This is a genomic window from Burkholderia sp. Bp9031 (assembly GCF_003857965.1).
Classification (GTDB): Bacteria; Pseudomonadota; Gammaproteobacteria; order Burkholderiales; family Burkholderiaceae; genus Burkholderia; species Burkholderia ambifaria_A.
On the sequence record NZ_QTPW01000007.1, the window covers coordinates 250,711 to 267,045 of the forward strand.

11 protein-coding genes and 1 riboswitch are annotated in these 16,335 nt (G+C 69.2%); of the genes, 6 read left to right on the forward strand and 5 right to left on the reverse strand.

Annotated features, from left to right (window positions below; all coding sequences use genetic code 11):
- Positions 1-75 precede the first annotated feature (75 nt).
- Positions 76-327 carry a pentapeptide MXKDX repeat protein gene (locus DIE15_RS12565; protein ID WP_124833372.1) on the reverse strand — a complete coding sequence of 84 codons (252 nt, stop codon included), beginning with the start codon at positions 325-327 and terminating at the stop codon, positions 76-78.
- A 57-nt stretch (positions 328-384) separates the two neighbouring features.
- On the opposite strand from DIE15_RS12565, the gene DIE15_RS36975 reads away from it, so the two are divergent.
- The 6 genes from DIE15_RS36975 (at position 385) to DIE15_RS12595 (ending at position 6,532) form a co-directional block, all read left to right on the forward strand.
- Complete coding sequence (locus DIE15_RS36975) at positions 385-552, forward strand: hypothetical protein (RefSeq protein WP_185734437.1); 168 nt, start codon at positions 385-387, stop codon at positions 550-552.
- 31 nt (positions 553-583) lie between these two features.
- Positions 584-700, forward strand: a riboswitch (TPP riboswitch).
- A gap of 124 nt (positions 701-824) precedes the next feature.
- Positions 825-2,756 carry a phosphomethylpyrimidine synthase ThiC gene (thiC, locus tag DIE15_RS12570; protein WP_048024440.1) on the forward strand — a complete coding sequence of 644 codons (1,932 nt, stop codon included), beginning with the start codon at positions 825-827 and terminating at the stop codon, positions 2,754-2,756.
- 249 nt (positions 2,757-3,005) lie between these two features.
- Complete coding sequence (locus DIE15_RS12575; RefSeq protein WP_057927920.1) at positions 3,006-3,221, forward strand: glycine zipper 2TM domain-containing protein; 216 nt, start codon at positions 3,006-3,008, stop codon at positions 3,219-3,221.
- A 225-nt stretch (positions 3,222-3,446) separates the two neighbouring features.
- Positions 3,447-3,695, forward strand: coding sequence for a hypothetical protein (locus DIE15_RS12580; RefSeq protein WP_057927841.1), 249 nt, complete (start codon positions 3,447-3,449; stop codon positions 3,693-3,695).
- Positions 3,696-3,837: 142 nt separating this feature from the next.
- Positions 3,838-4,764, forward strand: coding sequence for a DMT family transporter (locus DIE15_RS12585; protein ID WP_057927840.1), 927 nt, complete (start codon positions 3,838-3,840; stop codon positions 4,762-4,764).
- Between the two features lie 487 nt (positions 4,765-5,251).
- The gene (locus tag DIE15_RS12595; RefSeq protein ID WP_124833373.1) at positions 5,252-6,532 is read left to right on the forward strand and encodes an EAL domain-containing protein; all 1,281 of its coding nucleotides are present in this window, start codon (positions 5,252-5,254) and stop codon (positions 6,530-6,532) included.
- A gap of 52 nt (positions 6,533-6,584) precedes the next feature.
- On the opposite strand, the gene arfB is transcribed toward DIE15_RS12595, so the two are convergent.
- The 4 genes from arfB to recC are packed head-to-tail and all read right to left on the reverse strand — an operon-like array spanning position 6,585 to position 16,322.
- On the reverse strand, positions 6,585-6,989 hold the full coding sequence (arfB, locus tag DIE15_RS12600) for an alternative ribosome rescue aminoacyl-tRNA hydrolase ArfB (RefSeq protein WP_059449423.1): 405 nt from the start codon (positions 6,987-6,989) through the stop codon (positions 6,585-6,587).
- Positions 6,986-9,286, reverse strand: coding sequence for an AAA family ATPase (locus tag DIE15_RS12605; protein WP_124833374.1), 2,301 nt, complete (start codon positions 9,284-9,286; stop codon positions 6,986-6,988). Before DIE15_RS12605 ends, arfB begins: the two co-directional genes overlap by 4 nt.
- Positions 9,283-12,987 (reverse strand): exodeoxyribonuclease V subunit beta, encoded by a 3,705-nt coding sequence (recB, locus tag DIE15_RS12610; protein WP_124833375.1) that lies wholly within the window; start codon positions 12,985-12,987, stop codon positions 9,283-9,285. The genes DIE15_RS12605 and recB overlap by 4 nt, the downstream gene beginning before the upstream one ends.
- Complete coding sequence (gene recC, locus DIE15_RS12615) at positions 12,984-16,322, reverse strand: exodeoxyribonuclease V subunit gamma (RefSeq protein ID WP_124833376.1); 3,339 nt, start codon at positions 16,320-16,322, stop codon at positions 12,984-12,986. Before recC ends, recB begins: the two co-directional genes overlap by 4 nt.
- Positions 16,323-16,335: the final 13 nt, after the last annotated feature.

Consider the following 16,335-nt stretch of genomic DNA (forward strand, 5'->3'; position numbering starts at 1 on the left):
GGGGATGATGCAAACGCACTCGATGCGAGACGTCGGGCGATGCGATGCACGCACCACCCGACCGGCCCGCCTGCGTCAGTTCGACGGCGCCATTTTGTCGCCCGACATCGCCTTGCCCATCGCGTCGTGCGACATCGCGTCCTTCTTCATCGCATGCTTCTTCATGGCGCCCTTCTTCATCGCGCCGTCCTTCGCCATCGCGTCGTGGCCCATCGCGTCCTTCGACATCGACGTGCCGTCCTTCGACATCGCGTCGTTCTGCGCATAAGCGCTCGTGGCAACCATCGCGATAGCGGCGACACAGGCGACCAGGATTCCGTTTTTCATGACATTTCTCCGATACATGGGTTTAAGGAGCCGAATAGACGGACGTGTGCGCCGGAAATGACAGCCGTATTGAAAATTTTTTTAGCCGACGCTTTCGGCCAGAACCGAACGGCCGCGATGCTGCACCGCTTCGCCCCGGCGGGCGCGCTGGCGGCCGGGCGACAGCCGCGCGCACCGCCCGCGATGCTGCGGCTGCACCGCCGCATCGGATCTGCCCCCGGTTGAAACCGCCGCGAAGCCGGTGTATCGTGTGCCCTTGCTAACGCGGGGGTCCTGCAATGCGTTCGGTCAAACAACCGGCATTGCGGGTGAGAAATACCCTTTGAACCTGATCTGGATAATGCCAGCGCAGGGAAGCGTACGGATTTCACCGCCATCCTTCTGACGAAATCCGCCGCCTCACCAAACCTCGTCTCCTGCTTAGCTCGAGCCCCACATTCGTCAAGGGCTCCGGGCAAGCGCCGAAGCGCGTGTCCGGCGCTCACACAGGAGATTGCATGAACGCCAATCCGAAGTTTCTGTCCGCCGACGCTCATGTCGATGCCGCGGCCGTCGCCCCGCTGCCGAATTCCCGCAAGGTTTATGTAACCGGCTCGCAGCCCGACATCCGCGTACCGATGCGTGAAATCACGCAGGCCGACACGCCGACCGGCTTCGGCGGCGAGAAGAATCCGCCGATCTACGTGTACGACACGTCGGGCCCCTACACCGATCCGGACGCGAAGATCGACATCCGCGCGGGCCTGGCCGCGCTGCGTCAGGGCTGGATCGAAGCGCGCGGCGACACCGAAGTGCTCGGCGGCCTGTCGAGCCAGTACGGCCTCGAGCGCGCGGCCGACCCGGCCACCGCCGACCTGCGGTTCCCGGGCCTGCACCGCAACCCGCGCCGCGCACAGGCCGGCAAGAACGTCACGCAGATGCACTATGCGCGCCAGGGTATCATCACGCCGGAAATGGAATACATCGCGATCCGCGAGAACCAGCGCCGCGCCGAGTACCTCGAGAGCCTGAAGGCGAGCGGCCCGAACGGCGCGAAGCTCGCCGCGATGATGGGCCGCCAGCACCCGGGCCAGGCGTTCGGCGCAGCGGCTTTCGGCGCGAACGCGCCGGCCGAGATCACGCCGGAATTCGTGCGCTCGGAAGTAGCGTGCGGCCGCGCGATCATCCCCGCGAACATCAACCACCCGGAATCCGAGCCGATGATCATCGGCCGCAACTTCCTCGTGAAGATCAACGCGAACATCGGCAACTCGGCCGTCACGTCGTCGATCGGCGAGGAAGTCGACAAGATGACGTGGGCGATCCGCTGGGGCGGCGATACGGTGATGGACCTGTCGACCGGCAAGCACATCCATGAAACGCGCGAGTGGATCATCCGCAACAGCCCGGTGCCGATCGGCACGGTGCCGATCTACCAGGCGCTCGAAAAGGTCAACGGCAAGGCCGAGGACCTGACCTGGGAAATCTTCCGCGACACGCTGATCGAGCAGGCCGAGCAAGGCGTCGACTACTTCACGATCCACGCGGGCGTGCGCCTGCAGTACGTGCCGCTCACCGCGAACCGGATGACCGGCATCGTGTCGCGCGGCGGCTCGATCATGGCGAAGTGGTGCCTCGCGCATCACAAGGAAAGCTTCCTGTACGAACACTTCGAAGAGATCTGCGAGATCATGAAGGCGTACGACGTGAGCTTCTCGCTCGGCGACGGCCTGCGCCCCGGCTCGATCTACGACGCGAACGACGAAGCGCAGCTCGGCGAACTGAAGACGCTCGGCGAACTCACGCAGATCGCGTGGAAGCACGACGTGCAGGTGATGATCGAAGGCCCCGGCCACGTGCCGATGCAGCTGATCAAGGAGAACATGGATCTCCAGCTCGACTGGTGCAAGGAAGCGCCGTTCTACACGCTCGGGCCGCTGACCACCGACATCGCGCCGGGCTACGATCACATCACGTCGGGCATCGGCGCCGCGATGATCGGCTGGTTCGGCACCGCGATGCTGTGCTACGTGACGCCGAAGGAGCACCTCGGGCTGCCGAACAAGGACGACGTGAAGGAAGGGATCATCACGTACAAGCTCGCGGCGCACGCGGCCGACCTCGCCAAGGGTCACCCGGGCGCGCAGGTGCGCGACAACGCGTTGTCGAAGGCGCGCTTCGAGTTCCGCTGGGAAGACCAGTTCAACATCGGCCTCGATCCGGACAAGGCGCGCGAATTCCACGACGAGACGCTGCCGAAGGATTCGGCAAAGGTCGCGCACTTCTGCTCGATGTGCGGCCCGCACTTCTGCTCGATGAAGATCACGCAGGACGTGCGCGAATTCGCGGCGCAGCAGGGCGTGTCGGAAACCGAGGCGCTGAAGAAGGGGATGGAAGTCAAGGCGGTCGAGTTCGTGAAGACCGGTGCCGAGATCTATCATCGTCAGTAAGCGAACGCTGCGGTCCGCCAAACGGATCGCATCGTGACGCGCTGCAGGAAGCCCGCTTTCGAGCGGGCTTTTTTGCGCGCGCGGCCGCATCCCGCATGCCTGCTGGCGCAGGGGAAACAATTGATTACGAAACCGTCCGAGCCTTAACAAGTCCTTACAGCAGCCCCTCGGGGCGGCGGGTAGATTGGGGTTGTGTGTGGCCGTCAGCCGGTCGCGCGTCCTCCATTCACTACCACAAGGACAATGATCATGAGTTACTCGATTCGGCGTTTTGGGGTATGCGCTCTGCTCGTCGCAACGGTGGCAAGCCTGTCGGCATGCGATTCGATGACGCGGCGCCAGCGCGATACGGCCATCGGGGCGGGTGTCGGCGGCGTCGCCGGCGCGGCGATCGGCGGTAACGCGCTGTCGACGCTGGGCGGCGCGGCAGCGGGCGGCATCATCGGCAACCAGGTCGGCAAGTAAGCCGGCCCGGCGCCCGCGTGCCGCACGCTGCGCGGCGCGTTTCGGTTTCGGCCAGACGGCGTTTCCGCGGTGCGGAAGCGCCGTTTTCGCATCTGGCGGTAGCGGTCGCCCGGGCGCTCCGGGGCGATGCCCCGAAATGATCCGTTACCGTTTTGCGCACCGTGTTGCCTCCATGCGGCCTAAGCTTAAGCATCTGCCGATTGCCGGCGCCGCCGGAGAGACATCATGAACAGGACCCTCGTCGCCGCGACGCTCGCGTGCGCGACACTCGCCGGCTGTTATTACCCTTACGGCTACTATCCGTCCGGCTATTACGCGGCGGCGCCGGTACAGCCCGCGCCCGTGTATGTCGACCCCGGCCCCGCGTACTACTATCCGGCCCCTGCATATGCCCCGGCATGGGGGGGTTATTGGGGCCCCGCGCTGTCGCTGAACTTCGGGTTTGGCGGACGCGGCGGCCGGCACCATCATTGAGCGGCCGTGCCGGCCATCCGGCCGGTTCGCGTCGGCGGCAGGCGGAGTTCTCGTTTCTTGTCGTTTCATCCGATCGTGAAACGACGGTGCGGTAACGCGGTGTAAGATTCACCGCATCCCGTCCCCTCGCCCGCCACGCTCGATGTCACCCAAGAACGCCCTTCTGCTGACCGTCCTCGCTGCCCTGTGGGGCGCGTCGTTCCTGTTCATCCGGATCGGCGTTGCCGAATTCGGCGTCGCGCCGCTGATGGCGCTGCGGGTGGGTATCGGCGCGCTGTTCCTGACGGGCCTCGCGCTGACGCGCTTCAAGCCCGCCGACCTCGGCGCGCGGCTGCGCCGGCACGCGTGGCCATTGTTCGTCGTCGGCGTACTGAACTCGGGCGCACCATTCTGCCTGTTCGCCTATGCCGAACTGACGCTGTCCGCCGGCGTGACCTCGGTGATCAATGCGACGACGCCGCTGTGGGGCGCGCTCGTCGCGTACCTGTGGCTGAAGGACAAGCTGTCGCTACCGCGCGCGCTCGGCCTCGTGATCGGCTTTGCCGGCGTGCTCACGCTCGTGTGGGATCAGATCGCGAACGCGCACGGCAGCACCGGCGCCAGCGCGACCGCACTGGCCGCCGCCGCGGCGCTCGGCGCGACGCTGTTGTACGGCATCGCGGCCAACTATACGAAGCGCAAGCTGAGCGGCGTCGATCCGCTCGTCAACGCGACCGGCAGCATGATCGGCTCGACCGTGCTGCTGCTGCCGTTCGCGATCGCGACGTGGCCGGCGGCGGCCGTCAGCACGCATGCGTGGGGGGCCGTGCTCGCGCTCGGCATCGCCTGTACGGGCATCGCGTATTTCATCTTCTTCTATCTGATCGCGCACGTCGGCCCGGCCCGCGCGATTACCGTGACGTTCGTGATCCCGGTGTTCGGCCTGCTGTGGGGTGCACTGTTCCTCGGCGAACACGTATCGGTCGTGATGATCGAAGGCTGCGCGATCGTGCTCGTCGGCACCGCGCTTGCGACCGGCGTGATCAAGCGGATTCCCGGGCTCCGCCCACGGGGCGGCGAGGCGGCCTGAGCGGCATACGCGGCTCGCTCAGCCGACGACCGCCCGTTGCCCGTTGCCGGCGAAGCGCCGGCCGCCAGCCTTCGGTCTTCGAACGCCGCCCATCGACCGGCGCGTGCCGGAGCATGTCGTTCTTCACCCGATGCCGATGATCGCGCACGGTTGCGCAGCGGCGCCGGCATTCCGCCGCTTTCCGAATTTCTCGCATTCGTCGCACGCAATGCGCGCGACACACGCGGCGCTATCGCCGCGTGGACAGTCGGCGACTGCTGCTGCATGGTGCACGCTCCAGACGGACAGCCCCGCTCGCGCGTCAGTGTAGCGTTTGCGTCTGGAGTTACCCTGATACGCGCACCGCGCTAATCCCGTTACACTCGAAACACTCATCCGCAGAAGGCGGTTACGATGCTCCACGTTCTTTCGCGTCCACCTGCGCGTGCGACGGCTTCGGCGTGGCGGCACGACACCGCCCCCCCGATCGCCGCAGGGCACCGTTGACATGAAGCCCGCCCGCGACATCTCGCTCGATTCCCTGCTCGAACGCCTGACACCGACGCCCAGCGGCTGGATCGCCACGTATCGCGACACGACGCTGCGCAGCGTGTTTCAACCCGTGCTGTCGATCACGCACAAGCGCGTGGTCGGCTATGAAGCGCTGCTGCGCGTCGTGGACGAGAACGGCACGCTGGTGTCGCCGGTCGCGCTGTTCGACAGGACGCGCGCTGCTGCCGATGCGCTGCTGCTCGACCGGCTCGCCCGCTGCCTGCACACGGCCAACTTCGTTGCGCAAGGTATCGGCGACGGCTGGCTGTTCCTGAATGTGACGCCGCGCGTACTCGATTCGGGCCTCGTACAGCGTGAATTCGTCGAGGCACTGTGCCGGCATTTCGCACTGCCGCCGAACCGCATCGTGCTGGAAGTTGTCGAGCAACCGGCGCGCGACGAAGCCGCGCTCGCCCGCACGATCGACATGATCCAGCATCGCGACTTCCTGATCGCGATCGACGACTTCGGCACCGGATTCTCGAATTTCGACCGCGTGTGGCGCACCCGGCCCGATATCGTCAAGCTCGATCGATCGCTCGTCGAGCGCGCGAACTCGTCGGCCGACGATCGCCGCATCATGCATCACCTGGTATCGATGCTCCACCAGGCCGGCGCGATGGTGCTCGCCGAGGGCGTCGAAAGCGACGATGCGCTGCAGGCGCTGATGGAGGCCGATATCGATTTCGTCCAGGGCTTCCAGTTCGGCCAGCCCGATGCGTCGATCGCATATGCGAGCGCAGCGGCGCCCGCAATGCTCGACGCCGCGTGGCAACGATTCATCGCGCAGCGGCATACACCGGCGGTCGCCGAGCAGCCGGGCTTCGACGCGATCGAGCGGCTCGTGCTCGCCGGCGCGGCCGCGTTTTCCGCGAGCGGCAATCTGAACGACGCCGCGCAGCGCGTATTCGCGGTGCCGGCCGCGCGCCGCGTGTTCGTGACGGACGAAATCGGCGAACAGTTCCTGCCGTCGATCGGCGCGCGCCCCGACGACGGCCAGGCGAGCGGCGCACGGCTCGCGCCGCTGTTCCCGGAGACGCACAGCAACTGGTCGCGGCGTCCGTACTTCCAGCGCGCGATCGCGGCGCCGGGACGCGTCGCGCTGATGGGCCCGCACTTCTCGCTGACCGAAGGCCGCGACTGCTATACGGCCGCCGTCGCGATTCGCGCGCAAAGTCGCCTCGTCGTGTTCTGCGTCGACTTCGTGCTCGACAGCGCGGGCACCGTGATGCGGTAGCGAGCGCGGGCGGTACGGATCCGCCCGCCGCCCTGGCCGGTTCGGCCTTTCGTCAGTCGATCACCTTGCCTCTTCCCGACTTCACCATGCTGCGCCGCGACTTGTGTTCGAGCCGCCGCTCCTTCGATGCGCGCGTCGGCCGTGTCGCGACACGCGCACGCGGCGTGAACGCGACGCTGCCGATCAACGCATCGAGCCGCGCGAGCGCTGCCTCGCGGTTCTTCTCCTGGGTGCGGTATTCCTGCGACTTGATCACGACGATGCCGTCGCGCGTGATGCGCTGGTCGGACAGCGCGAGGAGCCGCTCCTTGATGACGGGCGGCAGCGACGACGCGCGGATGTCGAAGCGCAGGTGAATCGCGCTCGACACCTTGTTGACGTTCTGCCCGCCGGCGCCCTGGGCGCGCACGGCGGTCCATTCGACTTCGGCCGGATCGAGCGTGTAGCGGATCATCATCGCGACGTCTCCTTGCTTCGCCGCGCGAGCGCCTCGTCGACGCGGGCCGCCAGCCCCGAATCGCGTTGTGTGCGCGTCGCGACCGCCTGCGCCAGCACGCGTCGCGGGCCGATCACCTGCACGCGCGTGCGTGCGCGCGTAACGGCGGTATAGACGAGCTCGCGCGTGAGCACGCGCCCGAACGACGCCGGCAGCACCAGCGCGGCCTCGTCGAATTCGGAGCCCTGCGATTTGTGGACCGTCAGCGCGAACGCCGTTTCGTGCGGCGGCAGCGCGGCCGGCGACACGGCGCGCGCGGTGCCGTCCGCGCGCCGGAACCACACGCGCAGCACGCCGTTCGCGTCCGGCAACGCGATGCCGATGTCTCCATTGAACAGCCCGAACGCATAATCGTTGCGCGTCACCATGATGGGCCGCCCGGTGAACCAGTGTGCGCCGACCGCGAGCGGCACGCGCGCGGCATGTCGCACGTGCGTGGCCACCAGCGCATTGACGTGCTCGGCGCCGCGCGAGCCCGTGCGCGTCGCGCACAGGATCCGGAAGCGGTTGAGCGCATCGAACAAGGGCAGCGGATCGGGCACCGGCTCGGACAACGCGGTGCGCAAGGCATCAAGGTACGCGCCGAACCGATGCGCGAGCCGCACGACCGTCGATGCAGCAAGCGTATCGCCCGCGTCGTCATGAAACGACGCGGCAGCGGTATCGTCCATCGGCAACGCATCGAGCGCGGCCTGCACGTCGCCGCGGCGGATCGCGAGCGACAGGCGGCCGATCGGCGAATCGAGACCGAAACGGTAATTGCGTTCGAGCCATACGACGCAGTCGGCGAGCGGTGCGGGTGCGGGCGACGCGACGGCGATGCCGTCGGCTCGCGTTGCGCTAGTCGACGCAAGCGTCGAACCCGTCGCATCGGCAGGGCCGAACGGTACGAGCTCGACCGCGTCGAGCCACGCGAGTTCGCCGGCCTCGATCCATGCGGGATCGGCTGCCGCGCTGGCGCTATCGATGCCGGTCGGTGCGGGTGCCGCAGGCGGCAACGAAGCGGCCGGCGGCGCGACATCGGCAGCGGACGCCGCTTCGTCCTGCGGGTCGTCGTCGAACAGCGACGCCTGGCGCGTATCCACGTTCCGCCGCGCCGACGGCTTGCGCGCAGCGGTCGCCGACAACGGGGCGGATGCCGGAGCCGGAGCTGGAGCTGGCGCGGCAACCCTCTCGGCCGCCTCGCCGTCCGGCACCGGCAACGCCGCGACGAAAGCCGCTTCGTCGATCCCGAGCGCATCCGCGATGCGCGTGCGTGCGGCGGCGGTAAACGTCGGCCGGGCGCTGAGTTCGGCGAATACCGCGCCGGCCTCGACTGCGGCCAACTGATCCTTGTCGCCGAGCAGCACGAGCCGGGCGCCGGGCGCAAGCGCATCGAGCAGATGCGCGGCGAGCGCGACGTCGATCATCGACGCCTCGTCGACGACGATCAGGTCGTACGGCAACGGATTGTCGCGATGATGGCGGAAGCCCGCCGCTCCGCCGCCGCCCAGTAGGCGATGCAGCGTGTACGACGTATCGGGCAGGCGCGCGGCAAGTTCCGGCGGCAGGTCGCCCGCCCGCGCATGCAGCGCTTCCTGCATCCGCTGCGCGGCCTTGCCGGTCGGTGCCGCCAGCGCGATGCGCAGCCCCGGATGCGCATCGAGCAGACAAGCCAGCACGCCCACGACGGTCGTCGTCTTGCCGGTGCCTGGGCCGCCGCTGACGATCGTCACGCGTCCGGTCAGCGCAACGATCGCCGCGACGCGCTGCCAGTCCACTTCGCCCGTCGCGGGCCCGAAATAACGCGCGAGACTGTCGCGCAACCGGTCGGGCGACAGCGCGTCGCCTGGCACGGTGACGCCGGCCTGCGCGACGAGCGCATCGGCGAGCCGCCGTTCGTAGTCGAAATAGCGCGACAGATACAGATGGTTGTGCCGGTCAACGATCAGCGGCCGCTCGTCGCCGCGCGCGAGCGTGCCGAACGCCACCACGCCGCTCGCGGCAAGCGCGGCGCGCACGTCGTCGACCGGTTCTTCGTAGCGCTGCGCGAGCGCGCCGAGCGACACGCACACATGACCGCCCGCGGTCGCCCGGCTCGTCGCGAACGCGGCACGCGCCGCCCAGCGCGCGGCCGCGGCCGGCGCACCCGCGCGGCGCGACAGGTCGCCGATGCGCCGCGCGAATCCTTCCGCGAGCGCGATGCCGAAATCCGCGGGCTCGGGCAGGCGTGCGACGAGGCCGCCGGTGAATTCGAGCGTATCGTCGGACGCATTCATACGCGGCCCCCTTCCATCATCCGGTCGAGTGCGTCGACGAGTTCGCGCGCGGGCCGCCGCGCATGCACGCCGGCCGGTTCGCCACCGCTGCGCCAGCCCGGGCGCACGCCGCGAACGAACAGGTACAGGTAGCCCGCCATATGCGTGTCGTAGTCGTAGTCCGGCAGCCGCCCGCGCAGATAACGATGCAGCGCAACCGTATAGAGCAGCGCCTGCAGGTGATACGCGTGATCGGCCATCGCGACGTCGAGCGCGCGCGGGCCGTAGGCATCCGGCGTATTGCCGAGATGGTTCGACTTCCAGTCGACGATCCAGAACCGGCCGTCGTGTTCGACGATCATGTCGATGAAACCCTTGATGAAGCCGGCGAGCATGCCCGTGTCGAGCGCAACGTCAGGATAACCGTGCGCGACCAGCAGCCGGCGCAGCGCGCCCAACTCGAGCGACGGCGCCGGGAACAGGAAACCCATTTCATCGAGCCGCTTGGCGGGATCGAGATCCGCCAACCGCATGCCCGGCACGAGTTCCGTACGCACGACATCGTCAACGAGCCGCGCCATCATCGCCGGCAGGCGCGTCGCGAGCTCGGGCTCGGCCTCGACCGGCCGGTCATGCAGCGCGCCGAGCGCGGCCTGGCGCCATGAATCGGGCTCCGTGAAGCGGCTGAGTTCGAACAAGCGGTGCAGGCACTCGCCTGCTGCAGCGCCGCGCGGAAACACGAGGATGTCGTCGTCCGGAGGCTCGGCGGCGACCGTGTCGGCCAGGACGGCCGCGCCGTCCGGTGCCACGGCGGCAAGCGCATCGTGATCGGGCCGCAGTTCGTCGTCCGGCACGAGCGCGACGCCCGCTTCCTCGCGCGCCATCGACGCCGTCAGCGAACTGAAGCTCGCCATCCGCCACGCGTCGCGCAACACGCGCGTCGCATGGCGTGCCGCGAGCGTCTGCGATGCATCGTGGCCGGCCGCGAGCCGTTCGCGACGCGCCGGCATCGGCAATGGTGCAACGCTCACGGGGCCACCGGCCAGCGCTTGCCACGCAGCGTCGAGCACCGCTTCGTCGGGCGGCTCGTCGAGCCACGCGTCGAACGACTGGCCGGCGCCGGCCACGAGCCAGTTCAGCACGCTGCGCCGCGCCTCGCGGGTCGAGCGCGACGACAGATAAGGCCCGGCGACGAGATAGCACCGATAGACCGCGCGCGTGAGCGCCACGTAGACGAGCCGCGCGCGTTCCGCCGCCTGCTCGCGCAGCGCCTGGCGCGTGGCATGCGCGGCGGCTTCGTCGTCGCACCCGTAATGCAGCACGGCGTCGCCCACGTCGTCGTGATACTCGCGCGCGTCCGGCAACCCCGACGCGGGCGGCTCGCGCAGCCCGCCGTCGTTCAGGAACGGACAGAACACGACCGCGTATTCGAGACCCTTCGACTTGTGCACGGTCACGATCTGCACGAGGTTGCGATCGGACTCGAGACGCAGCTGCGCTTCCTCGCCGCCGCCGTCGAGCCGTTGCGCGGCAAGCCAACGCAGCGTCGGCGCGATGCCCGGCTGCGCGGACGCGCGCGCCTGCGTCAGTTCGGCCAGATGGTTGAGGTCGGTTACGCGGCGCTCGCCGTCCGCGCCGGCCATCAGCCGCTCGGCGATGCGCAGCTCGCGCGTGAACGTACGCCACATCACCGCGAAGCCGCGTTCGCGCCACAACAGCCGATAGCGTGAGAAGCGCTCGACCCAGCTCATCGCGTCCGCGCTGTCCGCCGCTTCGCGCGATGCGTCGCCGTCGCCCTGCTCCATCCGCCACAACGCACCCGCATCGAGGCCGAACCAGTCGGCTGCCAGCGCCGCGCGCAGGCGCCGCAGGTCGCCCGGCGCATCGATCGCCGCCAGCACACGCTCGAGCTGCTCCGCATCCCCGGTCGAAAACACCGACGCCTGCGCGAGCTCGACGCTGCCGATGCCCCACGTGGCGAGCACGCGCTTCACGAGACTGCCCTGCCGGTGCGTCTGCACCAGCACCGCGATGTCGCCCGGCGACAGCGGCGTATCGCCGAGCCGCACATACCCTTCGCGCGCGCCGCGCATCAGCCGGGCAATCTCGGCCGCGCATGCCTGCGCGGCCTGCGCCTGCGCGTCGCGCTTGAGCAGCATGCCGTCGCCGCCTGGCAGCGCCCAGATCCGGAAATCGCCGCATGGGCCAGGATCGGTTTCGTCGACGAACGGAGCACGCACGCGCGTGCCGGCTCGCACCGCGTAATAGTCGAGCCCGTCGAGCACGAACGCGCGCGGGTTCGACATGAAGAAGCGGTTGCACGCGTCGACGATCGCCGGCGTCGAGCGCTGGTTGACCGCGAGCGTATAGCACGCGCTCGCGCTTGCCCGTGCAGCGAGATAGGTATGCAAATCCGCCGCGCGGAAGCTGTAGATCGCCTGCTTCGGATCACCGACGAGAAAGAGCGGCCCGCCCGGCGCGAAGATCCGGTCGAAGATCGCGAACTGCAGCGGATCGGTATCCTGGAATTCGTCGATCAGCGCGGCCGGATAACGCGCGCGCAGCGTCTCGGCGAGCCACGGGTGCGCGTGTAGCGCGTGATACAGGTTCGCGAGCAGGTCGTCGAACGACACGACGCGGCGCGTACGCTTGCGTTCGGCCAGCTCGCCTGGCGCGGTGTCGAGCCAGTCGGCGATCAGCGCGAGCCAGCGCGCGCGCTGCGCGGCCTCGGCCGCGGCCACCGCCGCTTCGAGCGCGTCGGCCACGTCGAAGAACGCGTGCTCGGGGGTCGCGCCGCCTTTTTTCGTTGCCTTCACGAGCGCGGCGCGCGTGAGCTTGAGCGCTGCCTTCGGCAGCGCAGCCGTCGCATCGCCCTGCGCGAAATGCGCGGCCCACGCGCCGAGCGCATCGGCCACCGCGTCGGGCTTGTGCGAGCGCTGGTTGAGCGCGGGCTGTGCGGTACGTAGCAACGCGTCGATCGCATCGCGCTCGCCGGCCCACATCCGCGCGGCCGCTTCGAAGCACGCAATCGCAGCAGCCTCGGCCGATTCGTCCGGTTCGGCCACACCATCCCAACGCAGCGCGGCGAGCGGCTTCTTCAGCCGGCGCGCGAGCTGCGCGTCGAGCGCGGCCGGGCCTGCGCCCGAATCGACGAGCCATGTTGCAAAGCCGGGCCAGCGTGCGGCCATCGGTTCGACGCGCGTGCGCCAGAAGTCCGCCGCGAGCTCGAAACGCAGCGCCGCATCGTCGGTCTGCATGTCGAATGCGAACGGCATCGCGGCCGCGAACGGTGCCTCCTGCAGCGCGCGCTGGCAGAACGCGTGGATCGTATGGATCGCGGCCTGGTCAAACGCGCGCAGCGCGCGCCGGATCCGCTTCGCCGCAGTCTCGGGGTCGAGCAAGCCGGCTTCACCGAGCGTCGTCTCGAGCAGACGCGCGACGAATGGATCGCCGCCATCGTCGCCGGTATCGAGCGCATGCGCAAGCTGCGCGAGCCGACCGCGAATACGCTCATGCAGCTCGGCCGTCGCCGCCTTCGTGAAGGTCACGACGAGGATTTCGTCCGCGCCGAGATCCTTTTCGAGCAGCAGGCGCACGTACAGCGCGCAGATGTTCCACGTCTTGCCGGTACCAGCCGATGCCTCGATCTGGTTGACGCCGTCGAGCGGGCACGCGAATACGTCGAGTTCGAGCGCCGCCTGCGGCTGGGATGCGGCGCTCATGCGACCTCCTTCAGGTGTTCCAGCATCGGCTCGAATACGAGCCGTGCGAGTGTGCCGAATGGCTCGTCGAGCGACGGATGTGCGCCGCGCCATGCAATCGCGATGGCCGGATCGTCGGCTTCGCTCACCACGCGCTCGTTGATCCACACGCTCGCGGCCTTCGCCTCGCCGTCGGAAATGCGCGCCCATGCGCTGCGCGGGAAAAACCGCAGCGGCATGCGCCGCCCCGCGCGAAACAGCGCGGCGAGCGGCGCGAGACGCTCGAGCGGTGCGGCGACCGGCGTGAGTTCGAAGGCACCGCCGCTGCCGAACCACAGCGTGCGGCGCGGGCCGCCGGGCTCCACCGCGCAGTAGACGACGTGCGCAAGCCAGGCAGACAGGTAGTCACGCGCGCTCGGCCGTGCATAGCGATAGATGATCTGGCCCGCCGGCGTCAGCCGGTTCAGCGTACCGTACAGTTCGAGCGGTGCACTCACCGCATCGGCCGACAGCATCGCGTCATCTGCGCCGAACAGCGCCTGGTCGGTGTCGGGCCATGCGGGCGCGATCGAGAGCGTGAACGGCCGCCGTTCCATGCCGCCGGCCAGCGCACGGCGCACGTTCGACGCAAGCTGCGTCATCGAGCCGAGCGCCTGGTCCCGCCAGACAGCGCCCGTCGCGCCGCCGGGCAATTCCGGGCTGGCGTCCGCGATGCGCAGCGCATGATCGTGCACGCCGCCTTCATCCGATTCGATCAGGAGCGGCAGCACGCGCTCGGCGAGCGCGTCGCTGCCAGCGAAATCGAGTGCGAACGGCTCCGTGTCGAGCAGTTCGGCCTGCGCATCGGACAACACGATGCCGAGCCGCGCGCGCAGCAGCGCGCGGGCCGGATGCCGCCAGAAACGGTCGAATTCGCTGAACGCGACGGGCTCGACCGGCTCGGCCGGCAGCGGCTGCGCGAAGAACGGCTGCTCGCGCGTCGCATCGCGCGCGGCTTCGGCCGCCAGCAGCGACGCGAGCGTCGCGCGTTCGGCATCGTAGGAAACCAGTTCGCTGCCGTGCCGGAAATACTCGGCCGCGAACGGTTGCAGCGGATGCTCGACGATGAACCCGCGCCGCGCGGCATCGACCGCATCTGGCGCTGCGTCCGCGCCGGCCGTGACGAGCGCGAGATGGTCGAGCAGTTCGTCGACGAGCGCCGCGGGCGGCAACGGCGCGTTGTCGCGAATGCTGCGCCCCGTATACGCAATCATCAGCCGATCGCGCGCGGCGAGCAGCAGGTCGAGGAACAGGTTGCGCTCGTCGTCGCGGCGCTGCCGGTCGCCGAGCTTCGGCAGGACGGCCATCAGGTCGAACTCGTCCGCGCGCGCGAGGCTCGGCAGCACGCCGTCGTCCATCCCGAGCAGGCAGACGACGCGGTACGGCAACCCGCGCAAGCTCGTCAGCGACGAGAACGTGACGCCGCCCCACGGCACCCCGCCGCGCGCCGGATCGTCGAGCGCGGCTGCCAGCCCAGCGCGCACGACGGCCGCGGGCAAGGCCTCGTCGGGCGCGCCTTCCGTCATTGCGGCAAGCATCGCGTCGAGCGCGTCGCGCACGCCTGCGAGTGCATCGGCATACGCGGCGCCGGAGTCGAAGAACCGCGCGAGCGTATCGGCAAACAGTTCGCTCCATGCGCGCGGCGTGTGCGCGTCGGCAAGCCGCCGCGCGAAGCCGTCGAGATCGTCGGTGAAGCGCGCGAGCCGGCCGAGCAGTTCGGCCTCGCTGCCGGTGGCCGCCTCGATCGGCAGCCATGCACCGACCGGTGCGGCGCCTTCGGGCATCGCATAGCCGAGGAAGAGCCGCGCGAGCGCATCGGAGAACGTATGGCGCGGCGCGGGCACCGCCACATCGTCGCTCGCCATCGGCGACAGCCCGCGCCGCGCGCCGGCGGCCGCGAGCCAGGTCTGAACCGTCTCGAGCGCGGCTGCGTCGATGCCGTAACGGGCCGCCACCGCGTCGACGCGCAACCATTCGACCAGCTCCGGTGCGCCGACCTGCCGTTCCGGCAGCGCGAGCCATTCGAGCAGCACGCGCGCGACCGGGTTCGCCTGCGACGGCGGCAGGCCGGTGATCCGGTAGGGCACGCGCGCGCCGCCGGCGCCGGCCGTGCCGAACACCGCATCGATCAGCGGCCCGGCCGCCGCGAGATCGGCTACCGCCACCAGCACGTCGGACGGCTGCAGCGTCGCATCGGCATCGAACCACGCGAGCAGGCGGTCGTGCAGCACCTCGAGCTGGCGCGCGAGGCTGTGGCACACGTGCACCTCGATCCCGCGCTCGGCCGGCGCGTCGCCGAGGTCGGCTTCCGGCTGCAGGTCGAGGATCGCGTTCTGCACGCGCGCGAGCCAGGTCGGTGCGGGATTTCCGACGAAACGCGACGCGTCGCCCGACGCAGCGCTTTCAGTCAGTTCGTGCAGCATGTGCAGCTGCGCCTGCGTCTGCCGGCCCCACTCCGCGAGCAGCGGATGGCCGACTTCCTGGAAGTCGAGCCGGCCGGCTGCATCGAGCGCTTCCGCATGTGCGGCCGTGACGATGTCGAACCAGAATTCGCGGCACGGATTGAGCGCATAGACGCGCACGTCGATCCAGCGCGACAGCTCGCGCAGCAGCGCAACGTGCAGCGGTGGCATCGTCGGCAGCGCGAACACGCTGACCGATTCCGGCCAATCGGCGCGCGCGACGGTCTCGGGATCGAGGTTGCGCGCCTCCACGAGGAAGCGATGCGCGGGCGGCGTGCCGCTGTCGCTCAGTTCCGCGAGCAGCGCGCGCCACAGCGCGGCCTGCCAGTGTTCGTCGTCGCGCGCGGCATCGCTGATCCCGCGCGGCGCGGCGCCGCCCGCAAGCACCGACTCGCCGGCCTGCCAAGCTGCCAGCCATTCGGGCCGATAGGTCAGGTAGTGATCGAGCACAGCCGCGACGCGCTGCGCGAGCTCGTAGCGCATCGCGTCGTCGGATGCGGACAGATACGCGGCCAGCCGGGGCGACGCGAGCCACGGCGCGCCGCCCGCGGCCTGCGCGAACAACCGGTAGCAGCGCCACACGAGGCGATCGGGTGCGAACGGCGAACGCGCAGGCACCGCCAGCACGCGGCCGATCTGCGCCCACAGCCATTGCGCGAGATACGTGAACTCGACGTTCGCGCACACGCCGTGGCGCGCGGCGATGTCGAGCTCGAGACGGCGGCGCAGCGCCGCGCTCGGCACGATGACCTGTTGTGGCGCCCACGGGCCGTTGCGGGCCGGGAACGCGGCCAGGTCCTCGAGCAGCGCGTCGGCCAGCGTTTCGTGACGGTTCGAATAGAAGAGATGGAGCATGAAACGGGTATCA

Excerpts from the sequence above, each read along its gene's own strand:
- DIE15_RS12565 (WP_124833372.1), bottom strand. The coding sequence starts at position 327 with ATGAAAAACGGAATCCTGGTCGCCTGTGTCGCCGCTATCGCGATGGTT.
- DIE15_RS36975 (WP_185734437.1), top strand. The coding sequence starts at position 385 with ATGACAGCCGTATTGAAAATTTTTTTAGCCGACGCTTTCGGCCAGAAC.
- thiC (WP_048024440.1), top strand. The coding sequence starts at position 825 with ATGAACGCCAATCCGAAGTTTCTGTCCGCCGACGCTCATGTCGATGCC.
- DIE15_RS12575 (WP_057927920.1), top strand. The coding sequence starts at position 3,006 with ATGAGTTACTCGATTCGGCGTTTTGGGGTATGCGCTCTGCTCGTCGCA.
- DIE15_RS12580 (WP_057927841.1), top strand. The coding sequence starts at position 3,447 with ATGAACAGGACCCTCGTCGCCGCGACGCTCGCGTGCGCGACACTCGCC.
- DIE15_RS12585 (WP_057927840.1), top strand. The coding sequence starts at position 3,838 with ATGTCACCCAAGAACGCCCTTCTGCTGACCGTCCTCGCTGCCCTGTGG.
- DIE15_RS12595 (WP_124833373.1), top strand. The coding sequence starts at position 5,252 with ATGAAGCCCGCCCGCGACATCTCGCTCGATTCCCTGCTCGAACGCCTG.
- arfB (WP_059449423.1), bottom strand. The coding sequence starts at position 6,989 with ATGATGATCCGCTACACGCTCGATCCGGCCGAAGTCGAATGGACCGCC.
- DIE15_RS12605 (WP_124833374.1), bottom strand. The coding sequence starts at position 9,286 with ATGAATGCGTCCGACGATACGCTCGAATTCACCGGCGGCCTCGTCGCA.
- recB (WP_124833375.1), bottom strand. The coding sequence starts at position 12,987 with ATGAGCGCCGCATCCCAGCCGCAGGCGGCGCTCGAACTCGACGTATTC.
- recC (WP_124833376.1), bottom strand. The coding sequence starts at position 16,322 with ATGCTCCATCTCTTCTATTCGAACCGTCACGAAACGCTGGCCGACGCG.